Genomic DNA, 19,786 nt, shown 5'->3' on the forward strand with positions numbered 1-19,786 from the left:
AAGTTCCGCCGTCCGCGCCCCGCGTCATGTCGCCACACCACCGACACCGGGGCCCGCTCCGACGCTCCGCGCGGCCGTCACCGACCGTCGCGTGGTCAGCGCCGGAGAGTGCGCGAGCTGCGCCGACCAGCCGTGCCGACAAGAATTTGGGTGGATCCCACGCATGAGTTGTCGGCCGTCGCTTGGCACCCTCAATTCGATGAACACCACGGATGCCGACGGCCCACCCGGCCTCGCTCCGGCCGAGTCGCCCCGACTCCGCCGGAGCTGGTGGGCACGCGGCCTGGCGCTGCACGAGCGGGTGACCGTCGGCGGCGGCACCGATCCGGTGGACGCCGGGCGGCTCGGGCACGCGCGGCAGCGGCTGGATCTGTGGCGGGCCGACCGCGGCCCGGAGCTGGACGTCCGGCTGGGCGAGCTGGGCGTCGACGAGGACCTGTTGCTCACGTACCTCGCCGAGGAGGACGGGCACCTCGCCGCGCGGGTCGACCCGCCGCCCTGGGCGGTCCTTATCGAAGCCGCGGTACGCGCCGCCGCGCAGCCTCCGTCGGTGCCGGTCGCCGCGAACTGGAGGTCGGCATTCGCCCTACCGCTGCGCCCGCTGGTCGACCAGGCGCGGACCCGCTTCCGCCGGGACGCCGTCCCGGTGACCGACGCCCACGTCGACCTGGGTGCGCTGGATGCCGCGTTGACGGCCACCCTGGAACGGCAGCTGGCCGCGTTGGCAGCCCGCGCCTTCATCGAGGAGTTGCACCGCCGCAGGAGCGCCGACCTCCTCCAGGGCGACGACAGTCGCGCCCGATTCGTCGACTTCATCCGCCAGATCGGTACGTCTGCCGGACTGGCTGCACTGTTCACCGATCTTCCGGTCCTGGCCCGGCTGCTCGGGCAGGCCACCGCGCACGCCACCGACGCGATGCTGGAGCTGCTCGCCCGGTACACCGCCGACCGGGAGCATCTGGTCGACGACCTCCTGGGCGGCGCCGACCCCGGCCCGCTGGTGGCCGTCGACGACAGTCGAGGTGACCCGCACCAGTCCGGCCGGACCACCACCGTGATCCAGTTCGCCGACGGCCGGCGGTTGGTCTACAAGCCCCGGGACCTCACCCACGACGACCGGCTGGCGGCCTTCGTCGGCTGGATGAACCGGATGGTGCCCACAGTCGGCATGCGCACGGCCGCCTGCCTGGCCCGCCCCGAGTACGGCTGGACCGAGTTCGTGGTCGCTGCGCCGCTCGCCGACCCGGACGGCGCGGACCGCTTCTATCGACGGCAGGGCGCGCTGCTGGCGCTCGCCCACGCGCTCAACACCACCGATCTGCACTACGAGAACGTGATCGCCAGCGGCGAGGACCCCGTGGCCATCGACGTCGAGACGTTGTTCAGCCCCAGCTGGCGGCCCGCGACCCAGAGCGGCGATCCGGCCGCCGACCTGCTCGCCGCCTCGGTGCACCGGACCGCGTTGCTGCCTCTGATGGTCGTCGGCGAGCAGGGCATCATGGACCTGTCCGCAGCCGGCGGAGACCACGGCCGGCAGAGCCCGGTCAGTCAGATCGACTGGGCGGACCCAGGCACCGACCGGATGCGCCTCGTACGCCGCGCGGGCACCTTCGACGGCGCCTCGAACCGGCCCCGCCTCGGCGACCGGGTGATCGATCCGGAGGACCACGAGGCGGCGATGCTCGAAGGTTTCCGGCTCGGCTACGAGGCGATCGAGGCACACCGGGAGGACTTCACCCAGCTGGTCGAGTCGTCGTCGGCCATGACGGTGCGACTCGTCGTACGGCCCACCTGGGCCTACCGGACGCTGCTCGACGAGGCCACCCACCCGAGCCTGCTGCGCGACGGTCTGGACCGGGACCGTTTCCTCGGGCAGCTCTGCGGCCGGACCACACTGCCCGGCGACCCGTTGTTCGCGCGCCACGAGATCGTCGCGCTGTGGCGCGGCGACGTGCCGTACTTCCACGCCCGGGCCGACAGTTCCGTCCTGGCCGCCGACGGCGAACCGACGGCGGTGCCGCTGCACCGCAGCGGCGTCGGCGCGGCACTGGACCGGATCGCGGGGTTCGGCGAGGCCGACAGGCAGGACCAGGAGTGGGTCATCATGGCCAGCCTGGCCACCCGCCGGCCGGTCGGCACCCATGACGACGCGGCGCCGATGCCCGGGCCGCCGCACGGCACGGCCGCCCCGCCCGAACGGCTGGTCTCGGCAGCCTGTGCGATCGCCGACCAGCTCGTCGCCCGTGGCGCACCTGGTCGGGACCGGGTGAACTGGCTGGGTCTGGAACTGGTCGACGACCGGCAGTGGCTGCTGCTCCCGATGGGTGCCGGCCTGGCCAACGGGTACCTCGGCGTGGCGCTCTTCCTCGGTCAACTCGCTCACGTCACCGGCGTGGCCCGCTACGGCGAGGTGGCCCGTCGGGCGGTCGCCGCGACGCCGGGGCTGCTGCGCCTGCTGTCCGATCGGCCGGAGCTGGTCACGGCCATCGGCTGTGGTGGGCTGCACGGCCTCGGCGGGCTGGCGTACGCGCTGGCTCGGCTGGCCGTGCTGCTCGACGACCCGGAGATCGGCCGGTGGGTCGACACGACCGTCGAACTCGCCGAGGTCGCGGTTGCCGGGTCCACAAGCGACGACTGGGCAACCGGCCAGGCCGGCTGCCTGGCCGCCATGACGTCGATCCACGCCGAACTGGGGCTCGACCGCGCGGCGGCGCTGGCCCGGACCTGCGCCGACAACCTGGCCGACACGACCGCGTCCGATCAGCCCGCCAGTCCAGCCGGCTTCGCCGATGGCACGGCCGGCATCGCGTACGCCCTGCACAGGTTCGTCGACATCGGCGGCGGTTCCCCGCGGCACGCGGACGCGGCGCGGAAAGCTCTGCGGCACGCCCGGCAGACCCCGAACGACTCGTCCGGGTGGTGTGCCGGCACCTCCGGCCTGGCCATCGCCCTCGCCGGCCAGCACGACGAGGGCACCTCCGTCACCTCTGCCCCGGACGCGCCTGCTGACCTCGTCCGGCGGTTGGCCGACCGGCCGCTGTCCCGCGACCTGAGTCTCTGCCACGGCGAGTCCGGCGTCGGCGAGGCGCTGACGGTGCTGGCCGCGGGGCCGGCCGGGCCTGCGGCAGCCGCCGCGCTACGACAGCACACCACACTGGTCCTCAACGCCCTGCAATGGCAGACGCGCTACTGCGGCACACCCGACGGCGTCCTCACACCGGGGCTGCTGACCGGGCTCGCCGGCATCGGCTACGGACTGCTGCGCTCCGCACTCGCCGCACGGATACCGTCCGCGCTGCTCCTGGAACCCACCCCGCCGCCAACCGGATCCGGCTGGCTGTCCAACCCCTTCACACCGAGGAGAAAATCATGACGTCTCAGCAGCTCACCACCGACCTCGCCGGCACCGACCACGTCGAGGACCAGCACCCGGCCGGGGAGCCGAGGGTCAGCCCGGTGGTGGCCTTCGGCCTGCGTACGGCAGCCCTTGCCGGCCTGGCCGTCCCGGTGGGTCTCCTTGTTGGACACCTGGTCTCCGGTGATGTCGGCGCCGCCCAGGACTCCGCCATCACACTCCCGCTCACGACCTGCTGCCCCACAGTCGCTTTGTGACCCAGGCGCAGACCACCCGGTCAGCGCGGTGATCAGCCGGTCGGACGATAATATTGACGGGGTCGGTGGGCCTACCGGCTGAGCCTGGTTATCGATCGTTAGCCTCGCTATCGTTTCCGCCGTGCAACGATCCCGCGACCTGGTAGGCCGAGGTGCGGAGTTCGGTGCGTTGACGGGCATGATCCAGGCTGCCCGTGCCGGACGTGGGGGCGCGGTCTTCATCGTCGGCGAGGCCGGTGTCGGCAAGTCGCGGCTCGCCGGGGCGGCTGCCGAATTCGCCTACACCGCCGAGATGAGTCTGCTTCGGGGGCGGGCCAGCGCACTCGGCACCGGGGTGCCGCTGCGACCGCTCACCGAGGCGGTGCTCTCCCTGCTCCGGTCCGCCACTGTGGACGTCGCGGCGCTCGGCCCGTACGGGCCGATCCTCGGTCGGCTGGTGCCCGACTGGGGCACTCCGCTCGCCAGCCCGGAGACCGGGTCGATGGTGATCCTGGCCGAGGCGGTGCTCCGGCTGACCGCGCTCGCCGGCCAGGACCGTGGGTGCCTCATGGTCCTGGACGACCTCCAGGACGCCGACGCGGAGACGCTCATGGTGGTCGAGTACCTGATCGACAACCTCGACCAGCAGCCCACCCTGCTGGTCGGCGTCCTCCGGGCCGACGACTCCCCCGCGCTGGAGGTCGTCCGAGCGGCGGCCCGCCGCGGTCGGTGCACAGTGCTCGAGGTGGGCGGTCTCAGCCCCGAGGACCTGCGGGCCATGGCCGCAGCCTGCCTCGGCGTGGCGGCGGACGAGTTGCCAACGGCCGCGACCGAGCTGCTCTGGGGAGGCAGCGGTGGCAACCCGTTCCTCATCGAGGAGATCCTCGCGGCGATGGTGGAGAACGGTTTGCTGCGGCACGGTCCACAGGGGTGGCTCGTCGCCCCGCAGGCACCGGCCACCCTGCCCGCCGCGTTCGCCAGGAGCATGGCGCACCGGATCGAGAAGCTGAGCCCCCAGGCCCGGGAGCTGCTGTCCTGTGGCGCCCTGATCGGGCAACGCTTCTCGGTGGCCGTGGTGCAGTCGGCGACAGGGCTCAGCGACCGCGACCTGTTCAACCATCTGCACGGCAGCATCGTCGCCCAGTTGGTGGCACCGGACGACCAGCTGGCCGACTGGTACACCTTCCGGCACCGGGTCACCCGCGAATCACTTCTCGCCCTTGTCGAGCCGGCCGACCGGCGGGGGTTGGCCCACACCGTCGCCGAGGCCGTCGCGAAGGTCCACCCGGAGTTGCCGGGTGAGTGGTGCCAGATCTCCGCCACGCTGCGCGTCGAGACCGGCGATTCCCTGTTGGCCGGTCGACTCTTTGCCGAGGCTGGCCGGCGGGCCCTGGCGCAGGGTGCCGCCACCTCCGCCGTCGCCCTGCTCGACCGGGCCTGGGAGCTTCAGGCCGACGGGCCGGCCGAGGCCCGCGCCGACACCCTGGAGACGCTCCTACAGGCCCTCGGCGAGGCCGGTCTGGTCCGCCGCGCACTGGAGCTGGTCAACAGCCCGGACCAGGTGGCCGGGCTCCCCGCTCGACGGCAGGCCAGGTTGCACACCCGGCTGGCCTGGACGGCTGTGGTGGCCGGGGAGCTCACCGACGCGCTGGCCCAGGTGGAGATCGCCCGTGAGCTGCTCGGTCCGGATCCAGCGGCCGAGGACGAAGCCCCCATCGACATCGTCGCGGCACACCTGGCTCTGGACACGCCGGGGCGTGACCAGCTGGAGGTGGCCGAGACCCTGGCCCGCCGGGCCGCCACTGTCGCCGCCGCGGTGCCGCTGCCGGTGGTGGCCTGTCAGGCATGGCAGTTGCTCGGTGCGCTCGTCCGGCATCGCGACCCGGCCGAGGCCACCCGCTGCCTGGAGCAGGCCCGGTCCATCGCCGCCGAGCACGGCCTGCCGATCTGGGAGGTCCACGCGCTGATCCGGCTCGGCAACGACGACGCGTTGCGGCACGGCGCACTGGACCGGCTGGAGCAGGCTCGGGAGCGGGCGCTGCGGGTCGGGGCGGTGACCGCCCGCCAGCAGGCCGAGGCGAGCATCGCCCTGCACCTGATCATGCGCGGCGACTATCCGGCCGCACAGGACCTCATCGACCAGGTCCTCACCGCGACGACCCGCCTGAAACTGATGGAGACCACCCAGTACGTGCTGCTGCTCAGCGCGGTGCTCGCCGCCCACCAGGGCCGGCGGGCCCAGATGCAGGACGCGCTCGCCGAGTTCCGGCGCTGGGGCGGTGACGAGAGCCTGCACGCGCAGCGGGTCCACGGGCTGGCCGGCACGTTCTGCGCGCTGCTGGAGGAGGACCGCCCGCGCGCCCTGTACGAGCTGTCCCTGGCGGTACGGGCGGAGGAGACGAACCCGACCGTCTTCCACCTGGGCGGGCGGCTCGGTCTCCAACTGCTGTTGCGGGCGATCGCCGACGAGATCAGCTTTCCGGAGTACGAGGCGATCGTCGGCACACCGGCGAGCCAGCTGCGGTGGGACCGGCAGTTCGCGCTCTTCGCCCGGGCAGTCCTGCTCGGCCGTGCGGGTGAGCACGACGCCGCGACCGCCACCATGGCCGAGGCGATGGAGGTCGGCGCTCTGTACGCGATGGGGCGACATCTCGCCCTGCGGCTGGTCGCCGAGGCGGCGCTCGCCGATGGGTGGGGCACTCCCGTGGAGTGGCTGCGGGCCGCCGAGGACTACTTCCACCAGGCGAACGTCCCGCCGGTCGCCGGGGCGTGCCGCACGCTGCTGCGCCAGTCGGGCGCGCGGGTCGCCCAACGGCGGCGCGGCGCCGCGGAGATCCCGGTCGAGCTGCGGGCAGCGGGCGTGACGGTACGCGAGTGGGAGGTCCTGCGGCTGCTCACCGGCCGGCTGAGCAACCGCGAGATCGCCGAACGGCTGCACCTGTCACCGCGCACCGTGGAGCGGCACGTCTCCAGCCTCATCACCAAGACCGGACAGCCGAACCGGATCGCGCTGAGCGACATCGCCACCGATTTCGACGCTGGCTGAGGTCGTGGCGGGTGCCCGGGGGCCGGGCCTGGTCGGACCGACCCCCGGGGTACGGATCAGCTACGCAAGCTCCACTGCTGGTTGGCGCCGCCGTTGCACGACCAGAGAATGATCTTCGTGCCGTTGGCCGTGGCGGCACCGTTGGCGTCCACGCAGAGCCCCGACTGGGCGTTCGTGATGGTGCCATTGGTGTTGACGTTCCACTGCTGGTTGAGCCCGCCGTGACAGTCCCAGATGATGACAGTGGTGCCGTTGGCAGTGCCCGCACCGGAGGCGTCCAGGCACTTGTTTCCGTACACGGTCAACTGCTTGCCGGAGGTGTAGGTCCACCGCTGGTTCGTGGCGCCCGAGCAGTCCCAGATCTGCACCTGCGTGCCGTTGGCGGTGGTGGAGTTGGGTACGTCCACACAGCGACCGGACTGGCCGCCGACGAGCTGCCCGGCCCGCTGGCCACCGCCGGAGCCCGGCTGCCTGACGATCGACGTCGACTCGGCCGACCGGTTTCCCTGGGCGTCGAGCACAAAGAGCCGGTACTCACCCTGGGCGGTCGGCACGGCGATGGAGGTGGCGGTGCCGGCTGCGCTTGTCATCGTGGGGCCGGCGGCGAACGTGGTGGTACCGGAGGGAGCGAGCCAGACCGTCCTGGTGGCGTCGCCGGTGCTGCGGATCGGGATCGTCGACGTCGCGCCGCTGACGACTGTGCTGGCCGGCAGGACGTAGTTCGGCACCGAGAGATTGCTGGCCGGGACGATGTCGCGGAACGAATCCTCAAGTCCGGAGTTCACGGCGATGCCGTAGGCAGCGGCCGGCCAGACGTAGTCGGAAGAGACGATGATGTCCTGGACCGTGCTGTTCGGCAGGTTCTTGTTCGAGACCTTGTTGATGGGGCCGTAGGTCTGCGTGATGCTCAGGTCGTGCTTACGCCCGAAGTCGTCGGAGTTGATGAGCCACGTGACGTTCTTGTCCACACTCAGGACGTTGTCCCGGAACGTGATGAACGCCGACCCCTCGTCCGGGTGAAGTCCGTACTTGTGGCCCGCCGGAACGCCCTGGAGATAGTTGTTGGTGATCATCGTTCCGGGCTGACTGCCGAGCGTGTAGATCGGGGCCGTGTCGCTGAGCCGCTGCACAGTGTCGATGATGTGGTTGTAACTGATTGTGTTGTTGCGCGCCGTCGTCGTCGGCCGGTTGGGCGCGATCGAGCCCGACGAGCCGTCGAAGTTCCACCAGCCCCAGCCGAGCGTGATGCCTGACCAGGGGGCCTTCTCGATCCGGTTGCGCTGGATCGTGAGGGTGTCGACGAAGTACGCCGAGATGGGGCTGTGCCCGTTGAACAGCACGGCGCTGTCGTACAGGTAGTTGTTCTTGATGTCGATGTTCTTGGGCAGCCCTTCGACCTGGGCGGAATACTTCTCGCGGTTTGTCGACGTACCGTCACCGATGTAGACGTGCTGGGGATGGCCGACGGTGATGGCCGAGCCGGCGATGTCGTTTGTGTAGTTGCCGATCAACTGCGTGCCCTGCACGTCGTTGACCATGTTGATCCCGTCGGCGCCGGTGTGCTGGATCCGGTTGCGTTGCAGCAGGATCCCGTCGGCGTTCTGCACCTGGACGATGCCGGGGGTCACGTCGACGTTGCGGTAGTAGTAGACGTGGAAGTTGCCCTTGGCGTACGCCTGGGCGCCAAGGTTGCCCTGCTGCGCCTGCTTGAACGACGAGCCGGCGACGCTGAACAGGTTCCAGTCGGAGTGCTGCACAGTCAGCCCGGAGAACGTGATGTTGCGGGCGTGGTTGCTCGTCGAGGTGCCGGCGACCCGCAGCAGGGTGGTCACGTTGTTCGGCGCGTACACCGTCGCTGTCGACATGTTCTCGGAGCTGGCCTTGTAGTAGTAGACCGTCTTGCTGCTCTTGTCGTAGTAGAACTCGCCGGGCGCGTCGAGGAACTCGTAGGCGTTCATGACCTTGTGGGTGCCGCCCACCTGGGCATTGCCGTTGAACGCGCCCTGGGCGATCGCCGCACCGGGCTGCTGGAACAGGGCGACCCGGTTGGCGCCGTCGGAACTGGTCGTCACCTGGCGAACGCCCACCAGGGCAGTGGTCCAGGTGGTGCCCGTCTCGATCTCGATGTCGTCCTGGTTGCGGGCGATGGCAGGAAAGTCGTTCAGGCTGTATTTGGCGCCATCGCACTGCGACCCCGACTCCCAGGCCCAGTCGGCCTGGCCAGCGGTGATGGTGTACGTCCCGTAACACCCCGCCGAGTTGATCGTCTTCGACGCCATGAAGGCACGCTTGTCGTTGACGTAGAGCGTCCGCAGCTTGTTGGCGCGGTCCAGCGGCGCCTTCCAGATGTTGCCGCTGTGCTGGGTCCACCCCGTCACCTGGACGCCGCCGTCGAGGACCGGCCGCTCGCTGCCGTACGCCGCGTAGGCGACCCGGAACCCGTTGGTGCCCGAGTCGGCGGCGCCGAACTCGACGGTGCTGCCGATCGGGTAGGTCCCGCCGCGCAGGTACACGTTGATGTCGCCGGTCATGCTCGCGTTCACAGTACGGACGACATCGCGAGCGCGTTGCACGGTGCGGAACGGGGACTGGAGGGTGCCCGGGTTGGCGTCGTTGCCGTCGGGGGCCACATAGTAGGTCTGTTGGACTGCCGCCGAGGCCGGCGCCTGGCTCACCAGCACGGCCGGGAAGGCGGCGGCGACGAGCACCGCAAGCGCCAACACTGACGTACGAGCGGTGGATGCGATCGACTTCACGAACTGTTCCCCTCACTTGCCGTCGACAGTGGACCCCGTTCTTATCGAGCGACGAGCAGGAACAGCGACGCCATCAAGGGTCGGCGGGCGACTGCTGTCCCCCGACCACAACTTTGCCAATCGCTACGAAAGTCTTCCCCGGAAGCGTAGGTCACACGTGTGACGTCTGCAACCATAGATTCGAGGTCGTCAATGCGCAAATAGCAGCAGAGGCGGGCAGAACACCCAGCCTGCCCACCGGTCCGTTTAGGATCATCTGATGATTGCCGGGCCGGCGCTCGGCCTCACGTCAGGTGCCGGACGAAGAACCGGTTTCCTGCGTCGCCCTCGAACTGCGGGACGCCGGTGTGCCCGCCCATGTTGGCGTGCAACGTCTTCTCCTTGGAGCCGAAGGCGTCGAACAGGTCCAGGGCCATCTGCCTGTCGTTCCCATCGTCGTCCCACTGCAGCAGGACCTGCAGCGGAATAGTTACCTGCCGGGCCTCCTCGAACATCGCGCGGGGCACGAAACTCCCGGCGAACAGAAGGGCCGCCGAGATGCGCGGCTCGACCACCGCCAGCCGGAGCCCGATGGCGATCACCCCTCCCGAATACCCGACCGGACCGCCGATCTCCCGCAGCGCAAGGAGGGCGTCCAAGGCGGACCGCCATTCCGGGACGGCCTTGTCGACAAGTGGAAGGACAAGCCTGTCGACGATCTCGTCATCGACCGGCTCGCCCGCCTCCAGCGCCCGGCGCAGGTCGGCGCGGGCCTGCTCAGCGGCGGCGGAACGAGGCCGGTCGCCGGCTCCGGGGAGTTCGATGGTGGCGGAGGCGAAGCCCTCCGCCGCAGAGTGCCGCGCCCGGGCCACGAGTCGGGGGTACATCCTGCGCAGCCCGCCGGGGTGGCCGACCAGGATCAACGGCGCCGGCGCAGGTACGGATGCGGGCGTCCACAGGATGCCGGGGATCTCACCGAGGGTGAACTCGCGCTCGAGGACATCGTCGTCGAGGTGCCGCTCAGAAGTGAACTGCATCGTCGTGCCTTTCGGGAGTGCTCGTGAACGGCGCTCCCGGACGACCTATCGCCCGACCGTGACCCCGGAGGGAAGCACCCATGTCGATACGTTCACGGATACCACCTCCTCGTTCTCTCGCACGGCCTCAGGGAAAGTAGCAGTGGTCGTCGTGCTCCGCCAAGCGGGTTTGCGGAGGCTCCGTGGCCGGATGGACCGACACTGGCGGACGGTGCTGGACGGCCGCACTACGGGGGCGCGAGCAGGTCGTCGTCGCGTCCGTTCTGGGGCAGCCCGGAAGCAGCGGCGATGACCTCGACGGCCTCGTCCAGGCCCGTGGTCTCGGGTAGGACGAGTTCGTCCGGCCAGCCCAGGACGTCATACGCGGCGTACCAGCCGCTCATCTGCTCGGCGGTGAACTCATCGGCCTGGGGGCGGGTGAGGTGCCGGCGCAGGGTCTCGGCCAGGGACACGTCGAGGTAGCAGAACAGCGACCGCCCTCGGTGGCCATCCCGCAGGGAGGTGAGCATGGTCCGGTAATGCCTGCTGTACAGGATGCCCTCCAGCACCACGTGGTAGCCGTGGTCGAGGGCGAACCGGGCGGTCTGCTCGATCAGGGCGGGTGCGGCGCCGCCGGGCTTGTCCCGTTCGCGGAGGACGATGCGGCGCAGGTAGTCCTGCTCGACAAGGGCGCACCCCCGGCCGTGCCGGCGTCGTAGCTCCCGGGCGATGCTGCTCTTGCCCGAGCCGGAGTTGCCCCGGACGCAGACGAGGATCGTGTCAGGGCTACCAGTGGGTTCAGCGACCACGATGCCTCCTGGTACGTCGCGCGAGGGCCAATTCTCGCGGTCTGTCGGGGACTGGTCGAAGCTCTATCCTGCTTCCAGCGGGCAGCAGAAGGTGAGCATGTGGCGATGGACGTCTTCGGCGGAGTGGCCGACCTCTACGAGCACGCCCGGCCCGACTATCCGCCGGAGATCGCCGAGGCAGTCCTCGCCTACCACGGAGGCAGACCGGCGTCCGTGGTCGACATCGGCGCGGGCACCGGAAAGGGCACCGACGTACTGGTAAGCATCGGCGCGCCGCTGACCTGCGTCGAGCCCGACGAGCTGATGGCCGCCCGACTCGCCGAGCGCTTCCCGGACGCCCGCGTCGAGGTGACCACCTTCGAACTGTGGACCCCGCCGGCAGGTGGGGCGCACGTGCTGGCCTGCGCCACAGCCTGGCACTGGCTGGACCCGGCCACCCGCAACGCACACGCCCGCCGCGCCTTGGCGCCCGGCGGCACCCTCGCCGTCTTCGCGCACCGGTACGGCTACGCCGACGCCGACCAGCAGGCCGCGGTACGGTCCGCGCTGCGCGCGGTCGCCCCGGAGATGCGGGACCGTCCGGTCGACTGGTTCCACAGGGACATCGTCGAGAGCGGACAGTTCGACGACGTACGCCGGGAGGTGTTTCGGCGGGAGCTACGGCTGGACAAGGCTCGGTACCTGGCGCTGGTGAGCACGTTCGGGCCGTACCTGTCCCGGACCCCGGAGCAGCAGCGGCGCGGGATCGACGCCCTCGACCGGCTGGTGGACGACTTCGGCGGCAACGTCGTGCTGGACCTGCGCACGACGCTGGTGTTGGGCCGGGCCGATGCTCGGTGACCGGTGGGGCGTGTCCGACGACGAGACGCTTCGCCGCTACCCGTGTGACGACTTCGTCCCCGTACCCACCTTGCGAGCCTGGCGCGGGGTGAGCGTGGACGCCCCACCGGCCGCGGTGTGGCAGTGGGTCTCCCAGATCCGGCTCGCGCCGTACGCGTACGACTGGATCGACAATCTCGGCCGGCGCTCACCGCAACGGTTGGCGGCGCTTCCCGAGCCGGTGGTGGGCGAGGCGTTCACCACCGCCGGTGGACGCAGGCGGGGCCGGATCCTCGCCGTCGCGCCGGGACACCACCTGACCGGCGAGATCATGGGCGCGGTCCTGTCGTACGTCGTGGTGCCGGACGCGGCGAACACCACGCGCCTGCTGCTCAAGGTCGTCATGCGGACGAACCGGGTGCTCGCCCTCGGGCTGTGTCTCGGGGATCTGGTGATGGCCCGCCGGCAGTTGCTGACCCTCAAGCGGCTCGCCGAGCAGGGCGCACACCCGGACCACTGACCGGGTACGCCGTCCGGCGGCACTGTCGCCTCAGGCGCGGCCGGTAGACCGCCAAGGGGCGACGGCGGTGCGGCCGGCGTGGCGCAGCATCGCCCTGACCACCAGCGGGTGTACGAGGCGTACGGCGGCAAGGTAGGCACGGCCGGCCCGGGAACGGGCCGCCGCCAGGGTGGCCACGGTGATCGTCGTGCCGCCGAGGTCCGGCTGGACCAGAACGCTGGCTCGGAAGGTCAGGTGGCCGGCGTCGGTGCCGAGCAGCACTTCATTGTCGGTGCGGGCGATGGTGTCGAAGTCCGAAGCGTCGCTTCGCTCGACGCCGATCGTGGTGACCAGCCGGTTCCGCAGACGCAGCAGCGCGACCACAACGCGGGGAGGATTGCGGAAGACCGCAGCCGCCCAGTCATTCGGATCGGTGGTGGTGCCGGGTGGCACCCGCAGCGAGTAGGCGTCGGCCAGGTCGACCAGACCGTCCGACTGCTCACCGCCTGAGTCACCACGACGGGCCACGGCGCCGTGCAGGGTGTTGCACCTGGGCAAGCGCGCGGATGTGGTCGGCGGCGGTGCGAGGTCTAGCCTCTTGGGTCATGTCCGACCCCGCGCCGCGTCCGTTGCTGTTCCTTGACGTGGACGGCACCCTCATCCCGTTCGGAACACCCACAGCGGCTCAGCCGGGCATTCCGCGTGTCAGCGATGCACCGGTCCCACCGGCCGATGCCCATCCCCTGCTGCACAAGGTCAACCCGGAACACGGGCGACGACTGGAGGCCCTGCCATGTGACCTGGTGTGGGCGACGACCTGGATGAACGATGCGAACGACGTGCTCGCGCCGCTGCTCGGGCTACCACCTCTGCCGGTCGTGGACTGGCCCGACTCCGACGAGGTGAGGCACCTGCACTGGAAGACCCCTGGGCTGGTCGAGTGGGCGCAGGGACGCGCCTTCGTCTGGGTTGACGACGAGATCACCCACGCCGATCAGGACTGGGTGTCGGCTCATCACCTCGGTGCGGCCCTACTGCATCGAGTCGATCCACGTCGCGGGCTGACCGAGCGGGACTTCACCGTCATCGAGAACTGGCTCATGCAGATCCTGGGCGGGGTCAAGGATCGCCGCGACGTGCGGCCGGCCTCGTCAGGGTGAGGAGGTATTGCTGCGGACCCTCGGGCGGCGCCTTCCCCGTACCTCGGAACAGCAGCGACGCGGCATCGCGCCTGCGCGGTTGACCGAGGCGGGCCCGGTGGGTCACGCTGGCCGTCGTTCGACCGGCGCGCTGCTCAGTACGCCATCGGGCCGGACTTCCTGACGCAGGCGGGCAAGGTTGACGAACCGGTCGCCGTCAAGCGGAGGAGCGTCGAGCAGGCGCAGCACCACCGTGCAGTACTTGGCCATTGTGTTACGGCCGGGCATGAGGATCGACAACTCCTCGTGGGCGTCGCACGTCTGCACTATCAGGTCGGCGGGCAGGCTCGGCAGCGTCTCCGAGGTGCCCGCCACCGCGACCTTGACGATCCAGAAGGGTCCGACGCCGTCGAGCACCTTCCGGTCCTGTTCCTGCGTCTCCAGCGCCAGGGTCCGCCAGGGCCCGCCCAGGCAGGTGACGCCGGCCTGCGTCACAGTGGTGACCAGTTCGGTCGCCGCCGCCAGGAGGATGTCCTCCGCCCGATCCCATTCCTGCGCGTCCCGGCCCAGGGGCGTGCCGGAAACGAGCCGCCCCACCACGGTCGTGGCCGGTACGTGCCGTAGCTGCGGCTCGGGCTGTGCCTCGAAGACGGCGCGGGCGGCCGTGATCGCCTCGGCCTGGGCCCGGCGTTGCCGGTCGACCTCGTCGCTGTGCCGGTCGAGCAGGGCGACCGCCTGGTCCGGTTCGTCGAGGGCCCGCCGGACGAGCTTCACGCTCATTCCGGTGTCCCGCAGCAACGTGATCAGCATGGCGCGTTCCACCTGGTCGAAGGCGTACGAGCGATGGCCGGTCCGTTCGTCGATTCCGGCGGGCACGAGCAGCCCTTCGGCGTGGTAGAAGCGCAACGCCTGAGGTGACAGGTGGCACATCTGGCTGAACTCGCTGATCGACAACATGACCCCAGACTGCCCTCTCCAGTAACCACAAGGGCAAGCGCGCTCGTCTTCGACCACGAATGCAAATGTCCTGACCAGGCAGGAACGCCTGGTCAGGACATTTATCGCTGTCACGTCAGAGGTACCTGCCGGACTTGCCGATCTCCAACTGATTGGCGGCGGGCTGAGCGACAGGTCCGGTGCAGAGAGCGCCGCCCCTCGCTGGCACGGCCAAGGCCCGGCCCGGACTGGAAGTTTCGGTGGCTTGACTGCGGGCCACCGCTCCCACCCGGGACAACGGCTGGCCATGCCTGGCACGATGAGCAAGGCTAGCAGCCAGTTGGAGCTACCTGAGACACCTCGTCACCAAGAAAATGTTCCGGTAATATTTCGGAAATTGTTGACGGGCTCAGAATCGGGGCCATACGATTGCCATCGACGCCCCTCAATGATCTCTCGATTCACCGCGACCCGTCTCGGTCGCACAGGAGGGGCCGTCCACCTACCACGGGGTGATACGCCGAAGACCGGCTGCCGCACCTGGCCACCGACAGCCCGCGGGGTCACATCGCGGCGCTGGCCACCACCAGCTGTCACGAGGAGGAACACGTACATGAAGGACACCTCGACCAGGCCGCGAAAGAGCAGTCGCATGCGGCTGCTCCTCAGCGCCGCGTGCGCTGCGGCGCTCGCTGTCACCGGCACGTTCATCGCCAGCCCCAACGCGCACGCCGAGGCTGACCGGACCCTCACCTCGAACCTCACCGGCACACACAACGGCTACTACTTCTCGTTCTGGAAGGACAGCGGCAACGCCAGCATGACGTTGCGCGCCGACGGCCGGTACAGCAGCAGTTGGGACAGGAGCACCAACAACTGGGTCGGCGGCAAGGGCTGGGCCACCGGCAGCCGACGGACGGTCAGTTACTCGGGCAACTACAACCCGGGCAACAACAACACCTACCTCGCCCTGTACGGATGGACGCGGAACCCGCTCATCGAGTACTACGTGGTGGAGAACTTCGGCAGCTACAACCCGAGCAGCGGCGCCCAGCGGCTGGGTACGGTCACCACTGACGGCGGCACCTACGACATCCTCCGCAGCCAGCGGGTCAACGCCCCGTCGATCGACGGCAACCAGACGTTCTACCAGTACTGGAGCGTCCGTCAGCAGAAGCGTTCGAGTGGCACCATCACCACCGCCAACCACTTCGACGCCTGGGCCCGCGCCGGCCTGAACCTGGGCAGCAACCACGCCTACCAGGTCATGGCGACCGAGGGATACCAGAGCCAGGGCAGCTCGGACATCAACGTCTGGGAAGGCGGCGGGGGCAACCCCACCACCGGGCCGACCACCGGTCCGACCACCCCGCCCGCGAACGGCAACTGCACCGCAGTGCTGTCGGCTGCCGAGCGGTGGGGTGACCGGTTCAACCTGAACGTGGCGGTCAGCGGCACCAACAACTGGGTGGTCAGCCTCGGGCTCAACGGCGGCCAGAGCATCCAGAACAGCTGGAACGCCTCGGTCAGCGGTACCACGGGCACCGTCACCGCCAGGCCGAACGGCAACGGCAACAACTTCGGCATCACGATCATGGCCAACAACAACTGGACCTGGCCGACGGTCTCCTGCCGGACCAGCTGACCCCGACCCAACCGACCCTTGCGGGTGGCGTGCCGGCCGGTGCCGGCGCGCCACCCGTCGTCGCGTTCAGGACACGACCCCCGGCCGGGTTTCGCGTGAGGCTGAACGGAAGGTCACGGGCGACCGGTGCAGGACTTCGACCTGGTCTTCACTACTGGCATCGATACCTCAGCGAGCCGCGGAGCCTGAACCGGCACCTCGTCCGGCTCTTGGCGCTGGCCGGGCTTCGTCGGGTCCACTTCCATGACCTGCGCCACTCGTGCGCGACGCTCCTCTACGAACAGGGCGTGCCGATCGAGCGGATTCAGGACGTGCTCGGGCACAGCTCCCCGGCCATCACCAAGCTGATCTACGTGGAGGTGACCCGCCAGGCGCAGCGCTCGACCACGGACAAGCTTGGCTATGCGTAGGGCTCAGAAAAGGGGTCAGGCCCAGTCCAACCGGACCGGGCCTGATCTCTTCTCGCTGGTGCGCCGCCAGGGACTCGAACCCCGAACCCGCGGATTAAGAGTCCGCTGCTCTGCCAGTTGAGCTAGCGGCGCTCGTTCGGCAACGGAGAGAAGATTAGCACCCCGCTGAGCCGGGCTCCAATCCGGTTACCCGGGTCCCCCCTTCGGTCGAGCTTACTGGACAAAGGCCCATAAATGCTCCAGCGCTACTGAGACAGGTGCGTGGGCGGAGGCGCTGATACGGCACGATGTCCGCCAGGTACGCGAGAACAGAGGTGGGGATGGCACGGTTCACGCGAGCCGGGGCGGTGGTGGGCGCTCTGACCCTGGCGGCGTCGCTGGCACTGACCGGGTGCGGCGACGAGCAGAAGAAGCCGGAATTCGTTGGCGGGGCCCAGGCGAGCACGGAGCCGAGCGCCAGCGCCGCTCCGGGCACGGCCGAGCCGTCGAAGCCGGCGACGCCGAGCGGGCCGGCGCTGACGTTGAGCCCGGCCAACGGCACGAAGAACAGGCCCGTGAGCACGGAGATCAGCGCCAAGGTCCCGGACGGCGGCAAGGTGTCCTCGGTGACCTTGGCCGCCGCCGACGGCAAGGCGGTGGAGGGCAAGCTGCGTACTGACGGTTCGGCGTGGGTGCCGAACGCTCCGTTGAAGTACGGCACCAGCTACACCGCCACGGTGACGGCGAGCGGGTCGGACGGCACGACCAGCCAGGGCACCAGCACGTTCACCACGATGGCCAAGCCGAAGTCGACGATCGGGTCGGGCCTGTACCTCTTCGACGACAAGAGCTACGGGGTGGCCATGCCGGTGGTCACCGAGTTCCACCCGGGCATCCCGAAGAAGGACCGGGCGGCGGTGCAGAAGCGGATGTTCGTCCACACCGACCCGCCGCAGCCGGGGGCGTGGCACTGGGTCGCCAACGGCACGCAGGCGTACTACCGCGCGCCTGAGTACTGGAAGCCGGGCACCACCATCACCGTGCGGATCGCGCTTGCCGGCATGCCGCTCAGCAACGGCAGGTACGGCGACATCGACCGCAAGGCCACGGCGAAGATCGGCCGGTCGTTCGTGATGAAGGTCGACAACGCCACCAAGAAGATGACCGTGTACGAGAACGGCACTGTCGTACGCACCATCCCGGTGAGCCTGGGCAAGAAGAGCACCCCGTCGTCGAGCGGCACGATGGTCGTGATGGAGAAGAAGGCGGCCACTGTCTTCGACACCCGCGACGACCCGAACCCGGCGAACCGTTATGTCACCGACATCGAGTTCGCCCAGCGGCTCACCTGGGGCGGCGAGTACATCCACGCCGCGCCCTGGTCGGAGCACGTGCAGGGGCGGCAGAACGTCTCGCACGGCTGCGTGAACGTGTCGACGGCGAACGCCCGCTGGTTGTTCGAGAGGACGCGGGTCGGTGATCCGATCACGGTGAAGGGCACTGAGCGCAAGCTCGCCGCCGGCAACGGCTGGACGGCGTGGAGCCTGAGCTGGTCGGACTTCGTCAAGGGCAGCGCGCTGCCGGTACCCGAGGGTGGTTCGGGTCCGGCTCTCTGAGCGACCGATGTTCCGCGCCGGCCCCCGCCCGAGGCGGGGGTCGGCGCGTACCCTTGCATCTGCCCGTGGCGCGACGGCGCCGGCGGCGGCCCTCGTCCCGACGCGGAGACGAGCCAGGCTCACGAATCGCCGATAATAGCAAGAATCCGACATTCATCGGCGTGTTCGGGTTCACCCTCGGCAACCGGGGCCTGCGCTGGCGCGTCAGTAAGAGACGATGGGGCAGGGACCACGACTGTGAGGACATCATGCGAGCTAGCCAGCACCAGCTGAACCGGCCCGGTGGGCGACGCCGCGTGTTCGCGGCGGGGCTTCTCGCCGCGGCGCTGGCCTTGACCTCCGCGTGCACCGACGGCGGCGGCAAGCCGTCCTCGTGGCAGGGCGGCGGCGAGAGCGCAGCACCGAAGGCGGCGGCGACGATCAGCGAACCGGCGGCCGACGCGAAGGACGTGCCCGCGTCGACAGGCATCACCTTCACCACGAAGGACGCCGTGGAGACCGCCGTCGAGCTGAAGGACGCGGCCGGCAAGGCCGTCGAGGGCGCGCTGTCCGCCGACGGCAAGACCTGGCTTCCGACGGGCGCCCTGGCGTACGGCACGAGCTACACCGCCACTGTCACCGCCACCGGCGACGACGGCCGCCCGGCCACCGCGACCAGCACGTTCACCACGATGGCCAAGCCCACCAATCAGGTACGCGTGAGCAGCTTCCTCGGCGACAACCAGGTGGTCGGTGTCGGGATGCCGCTGATCGTGAAGTTCAGCCGGGGCATCCCGGAGGACTACCGCGACGACGTGCAGCGCCGCATGACGGTGACCTCCACGCCGGCCCAGGAGGGCATCTGGCACTGGGTCAGCCCCACCGAGATCCGCTACCGGCCGAAGGAGTTCTGGAAGGCCGACAGCAAGGTCTCCTACCGGATCCAGGCCGGCGGCCTGCCGCTGGGTGAGGGCTGGTACGGCCGCGCCGACCTCAACGTGGACATCAAGATCGGCCCGTCGGTGATCATGACGGTCGACAACAAGACGAAGCGCATGACGGTGACCCGCAACGGCTCCGTGATCAAGACAATTCCGGTGAGCCTCGGCAAGAAGAGCACCCCTTCGTCCAGCGGGACGATGGTGGTGATCGAGAAGCTGCGCAAGACGGTCTTCGACACGTTCGAGGAGCTCGGACCCGAGGAGGGCTACCGCACCAAGATTGACTTCGCGCAGCGGCTCACCTGGGGTGGCGAGTTCATCCACGCGGCGCCCTGGTCCGAGGGCCAGCAAGGCAGTGTCAACGTGTCGCACGGCTGCGTGAACGTGTCGATGGCCAACGGCGAGTGGCTGTTCAAGAACACCCAGGTCGGTGACCCCATCACGGTCAAGGGCACCGAGCGCAAGCTCCAGAACGGCAACGGCTGGACGGACTGGAACATGAGCTGGGAGCAGTACGTCAAGGGCAGTGCCCTACCGTACGAGCCGCCGGCCGACCCGGACACCTCACCGACCCCGGACGGCGCCACCGCCCCGACGCCCACGCCCTGATCGACAGCGACGGGAGC

15 protein-coding genes and 1 tRNA gene are annotated in these 19,786 nt (G+C 69.7%); 10 read left to right on the forward strand and 6 right to left on the reverse strand.

Going from position 1 to position 19,786, the window contains the following annotated elements; translation table 11 throughout:
• Positions 1 to 199: 199 nt before the first annotated feature.
• The 3 genes from ADK66_RS14300 (at position 200) to ADK66_RS14310 (ending at position 6,637) form a co-directional block, all read left to right on the forward strand.
• On the forward strand, positions 200 to 3,373 hold the full coding sequence (locus ADK66_RS14300) for a type 2 lanthipeptide synthetase LanM family protein (RefSeq protein ID WP_053655537.1): 3,174 nt from the start codon (positions 200 to 202) through the stop codon (positions 3,371 to 3,373).
• Positions 3,370 to 3,612 (forward strand): hypothetical protein, encoded by a 243-nt coding sequence (locus ADK66_RS14305; protein ID WP_053655538.1) that lies wholly within the window; start codon positions 3,370 to 3,372, stop codon positions 3,610 to 3,612. The genes ADK66_RS14300 and ADK66_RS14305 overlap by 4 nt, the downstream gene beginning before the upstream one ends.
• Before the next feature lie 121 nt (positions 3,613 to 3,733).
• On the forward strand, positions 3,734 to 6,637 hold the full coding sequence (locus tag ADK66_RS14310) for a LuxR family transcriptional regulator (protein WP_231640032.1): 2,904 nt from the start codon (positions 3,734 to 3,736) through the stop codon (positions 6,635 to 6,637).
• 56 nt (positions 6,638 to 6,693) lie between these two features.
• Here ADK66_RS14310 and ADK66_RS14315 read toward each other — a convergent pair whose 3' ends face one another.
• The 3 genes from ADK66_RS14315 to ADK66_RS14325 form a co-directional block, all read right to left on the reverse strand.
• Complete coding sequence (locus ADK66_RS14315) at positions 6,694 to 9,393, reverse strand: ricin-type beta-trefoil lectin domain protein (RefSeq protein WP_053655540.1); 2,700 nt, start codon at positions 9,391 to 9,393, stop codon at positions 6,694 to 6,696.
• Positions 9,394 to 9,677: 284 nt separating this feature from the next.
• Entirely contained in the window at positions 9,678 to 10,409 is a 732-nt protein-coding gene (locus ADK66_RS14320) for a hypothetical protein (protein WP_053655541.1), read from the reverse strand.
• A gap of 227 nt (positions 10,410 to 10,636) precedes the next feature.
• Positions 10,637 to 11,197, reverse strand: coding sequence for a kinase (locus ADK66_RS14325; RefSeq protein ID WP_053655542.1), 561 nt, complete (start codon positions 11,195 to 11,197; stop codon positions 10,637 to 10,639).
• 105 nt (positions 11,198 to 11,302) lie between these two features.
• Here ADK66_RS14325 and ADK66_RS14330 point away from each other — a divergent pair, with 105 nt between their 5' ends.
• Positions 11,303 to 12,037 (forward strand): trans-aconitate 2-methyltransferase, encoded by a 735-nt coding sequence (locus ADK66_RS14330; RefSeq protein ID WP_231640035.1) that lies wholly within the window; start codon positions 11,303 to 11,305, stop codon positions 12,035 to 12,037.
• 10 nt (positions 12,038 to 12,047) lie between these two features.
• A complete protein-coding gene (locus tag ADK66_RS14335; RefSeq protein ID WP_231640033.1) occupies positions 12,048 to 12,536 on the forward strand; it encodes a polyketide cyclase in 489 nt (162 codons plus the stop codon).
• A 30-nt stretch (positions 12,537 to 12,566) separates the two neighbouring features.
• Here ADK66_RS14335 and ADK66_RS14340 read toward each other — a convergent pair whose 3' ends face one another.
• The gene (locus ADK66_RS14340) at positions 12,567 to 13,043 is read right to left on the reverse strand and encodes a DUF2867 domain-containing protein (protein ID WP_197281521.1); all 477 of its coding nucleotides are present in this window, start codon (positions 13,041 to 13,043) and stop codon (positions 12,567 to 12,569) included.
• Positions 13,044 to 13,120: 77 nt separating this feature from the next.
• Between ADK66_RS14340 and ADK66_RS14345 the strand changes: the two genes are divergently transcribed.
• Positions 13,121 to 13,675, forward strand: coding sequence for an HAD domain-containing protein (locus ADK66_RS14345; protein WP_053655546.1), 555 nt, complete (start codon positions 13,121 to 13,123; stop codon positions 13,673 to 13,675).
• A gap of 102 nt (positions 13,676 to 13,777) precedes the next feature.
• On the opposite strand, the gene ADK66_RS14350 is transcribed toward ADK66_RS14345, so the two are convergent.
• Positions 13,778 to 14,611 carry a MerR family transcriptional regulator gene (locus ADK66_RS14350; protein ID WP_053655547.1) on the reverse strand — a complete coding sequence of 278 codons (834 nt, stop codon included), beginning with the start codon at positions 14,609 to 14,611 and terminating at the stop codon, positions 13,778 to 13,780.
• A 631-nt stretch (positions 14,612 to 15,242) separates the two neighbouring features.
• Here ADK66_RS14350 and ADK66_RS14355 point away from each other — a divergent pair.
• Together ADK66_RS14355 and ADK66_RS32565 are read left to right on the forward strand one after the other, a co-directional pair.
• Entirely contained in the window at positions 15,243 to 16,235 is a 993-nt protein-coding gene (locus tag ADK66_RS14355) for a glycoside hydrolase family 11 protein (RefSeq protein WP_369814793.1), read from the forward strand.
• Between the two features lie 95 nt (positions 16,236 to 16,330).
• On the forward strand, positions 16,331 to 16,645 hold the full coding sequence (locus ADK66_RS32565; protein ID WP_255353031.1) for a tyrosine-type recombinase/integrase: 315 nt from the start codon (positions 16,331 to 16,333) through the stop codon (positions 16,643 to 16,645).
• Positions 16,646 to 16,701: 56 nt separating this feature from the next.
• Here the strand turns inward: ADK66_RS32565 and ADK66_RS14365 are convergent.
• Positions 16,702 to 16,777, reverse strand: a tRNA-Lys gene (locus ADK66_RS14365).
• A 188-nt stretch (positions 16,778 to 16,965) separates the two neighbouring features.
• On the opposite strand from ADK66_RS14365, the gene ADK66_RS14370 reads away from it, so the two are divergent.
• Positions 16,966 to 18,240: an Ig-like domain-containing protein gene (locus tag ADK66_RS14370; RefSeq protein ID WP_053655549.1), complete on the forward strand. Its 1,275-nt coding sequence runs from the start codon at positions 16,966 to 16,968 to the stop codon at positions 18,238 to 18,240.
• 248 nt (positions 18,241 to 18,488) lie between these two features.
• The gene (locus tag ADK66_RS14375; protein WP_053655599.1) at positions 18,489 to 19,769 is read left to right on the forward strand and encodes an Ig-like domain-containing protein; all 1,281 of its coding nucleotides are present in this window, start codon (positions 18,489 to 18,491) and stop codon (positions 19,767 to 19,769) included.
• Positions 19,770 to 19,786: the final 17 nt, after the last annotated feature.

The sequence above is a fragment of the Micromonospora sp. NRRL B-16802 genome (assembly GCF_001279555.1).
GTDB lineage: Bacteria > Actinomycetota > Actinomycetes > Mycobacteriales > Micromonosporaceae > Micromonospora > Micromonospora profundi.

Coding starts and splice junctions, on each gene's coding strand:
- ADK66_RS14370 (WP_053655549.1), top strand. CDS start 16,966: ATGGCACGGTTCACGCGAGCCGGGGCGGTGGTGGGCGCTCTGACCCTG.
- ADK66_RS14300 (WP_053655537.1), top strand. CDS start 200: ATGAACACCACGGATGCCGACGGCCCACCCGGCCTCGCTCCGGCCGAG.
- ADK66_RS14355 (WP_369814793.1), top strand. CDS start 15,243: ATGCGGCTGCTCCTCAGCGCCGCGTGCGCTGCGGCGCTCGCTGTCACC.
- ADK66_RS14350 (WP_053655547.1), bottom strand. CDS start 14,611: ATGTTGTCGATCAGCGAGTTCAGCCAGATGTGCCACCTGTCACCTCAG.
- ADK66_RS14305 (WP_053655538.1), top strand. CDS start 3,370: ATGACGTCTCAGCAGCTCACCACCGACCTCGCCGGCACCGACCACGTC.
- ADK66_RS14345 (WP_053655546.1), top strand. CDS start 13,121: ATGTCCGACCCCGCGCCGCGTCCGTTGCTGTTCCTTGACGTGGACGGC.
- ADK66_RS14330 (WP_231640035.1), top strand. CDS start 11,303: ATGGACGTCTTCGGCGGAGTGGCCGACCTCTACGAGCACGCCCGGCCC.
- ADK66_RS14320 (WP_053655541.1), bottom strand. CDS start 10,409: ATGCAGTTCACTTCTGAGCGGCACCTCGACGACGATGTCCTCGAGCGC.
- ADK66_RS14375 (WP_053655599.1), top strand. CDS start 18,489: ATGCGAGCTAGCCAGCACCAGCTGAACCGGCCCGGTGGGCGACGCCGC.